The organism is Saccharopolyspora sp. (assembly GCF_017434145.1).
GTDB classification, from domain to species: Bacteria; Actinomycetota; Actinomycetes; order Mycobacteriales; family Pseudonocardiaceae; genus Saccharopolyspora_C; species Saccharopolyspora_C galaxeae.
This window is the reverse complement of the sequence record NZ_JAFRFW010000287.1, coordinates 1-1,531: the sequence shown is the minus strand read 5'-3', so window position 1 is coordinate 1,531 and position 1,531 is coordinate 1. Positions and strand designations below refer to the sequence as shown.

Below are 1,531 nucleotides of genomic sequence, written 5' to 3'. Positions count from 1 at the left end.
GATGCGCAGGCGCTCGCGAACCTCCTGGGCGCGCGCACGGTTCCGGTGCCGCGCGGGCCGGTGCGCGGTGCGCTGCGGGCGGCTTGGGACCTGCACCTGGTGCCCGCGTCGCCGGAGCTGTTCGACACGTTCCTGCGGCTGCCGATCATGGACACCGGCCGCGCGGAGTCCCTTTTGGACTGGCAGCCGGAGCGTTCCGCGCCGGAGGCTGTGCAGGCGTTCCTGCGCGGAGTCCGCACGTCCGCGGGCGCGGACACCCCACCGCTGCGCCCGAACGTGCCGGGCGGACGGCTGCACGAGCTGCGCACCGGCGTCGGAGCCCGGCAGTGAGAGATCGATCTGAGTGAACGGACTGTTCGTCCGGCTAGATTGGACGAACAGTCCGTTCGCTCGGAAACGGAACGGGAGCTGACGTAGGGCTCAGCGGCGGGCGCGTGGGATCCGCGCGGTGGGCGCCTCCGCGGACATCGGCGCGGTCAGCCGCGTCGTCGGCATATCGCCCGCCTGCGCGTCGAGCACCGGCAGATCGCGGGTGGTGCCGTCCGTGGCGGGCAAGTGCTTCCACCCCGAATCCGGGCCCGGGCCGAACAACAGCACTCCGGCCGTGAGCCCGCGGGCACCGTCCACGACCGGTTCGAGCATCCGCGCCAGCCGCGGCAGCAGCGCCGCGACCGCCGCACCCAGCAGCAACCCGACCAGCACGTCGTGCGGGTAGTGCACCCCGACGTAGACCCGCGACAACGCGGTCGCCAGCGCCAGCACGACGCCGAGCCACAACCACGCCCGGCGCACGCAGATCAACGCCACCGCGGATGCACCGGCGAGCGTGGCGTGGTTGCTCGGGAACGACCAGTCCCCCACCTCGGGGCACTGCTCGATGGTGCTGATCCGGGGGAACGCGCGGCACGGGCGGTCCTCCTGGATGAACGTCTTGAGCACTTCGCTGATCAGGTAGGCCAGCAGCACCAGCGGGACCGCGAGCACCGCCCGCGCCGACTCCGCGGCCGTTCCCGGGCGGGAGCGCCAGATCAGCACGCCGAAGATCAGCAGGAACGCGACGATGATCGCGTCGGTGGCGAACGCGCCGAAGCCCTGCAGGAACGCCGGGCTCGCCGCGCCCGACCCAGCCAGGTCCCGGTACCACCACTCGCTGATGTCCGGAACACCCGGAACGTTCTGGGAAATGCGGGATTTCCCGAAGATGAACGAAAGATGAAGCACCGCTATATCGTAAGGAGATCAACAATGCCGGCCCGCGCCCGCCCCCGCGGGAAACCGGTGCCACGTCCGGCGCACACCCACATCCCGACGCACCGCCGCGCAAGGTCTTTTCGAGTGATCACCGAGTAGCGGTCGTCACAAAATCTGCTCCATTCACGCGAAACCGGACGGCGGGAATGCCGGGTGATCAACCTTCGCTACGGTGACCTGCGGGCACGGCAGCACTGCGGGGCGGCAGCGCTGCGGGGCGGCGACCTGCGGGCGGCGGCCTCGGGTGCCCCGCGGACGGCCGACGAATCCGCGCACTGCG

The 1,531-nt window shown here is 71.1% G+C and carries 1 protein-coding gene and 1 pseudogene; one reads left to right on the top strand and one right to left on the bottom strand.

Annotated features, from left to right (window positions below; all coding sequences use genetic code 11):
- A pseudogene (locus IJH84_RS08015) lies at positions 1-330 on the top strand (NAD-dependent epimerase); the annotation flags it as partial.
- 90 nt (positions 331-420) lie between these two features.
- On the opposite strand, the gene IJH84_RS08010 reads toward IJH84_RS08015, so the two are convergent.
- Positions 421-1,221, bottom strand: a complete 801-nt coding sequence (locus IJH84_RS08010) for a phosphatase PAP2 family protein (RefSeq protein WP_295142183.1) — start codon at positions 1,219-1,221, stop codon at positions 421-423.
- Positions 1,222-1,531: the final 310 nt, after the last annotated feature.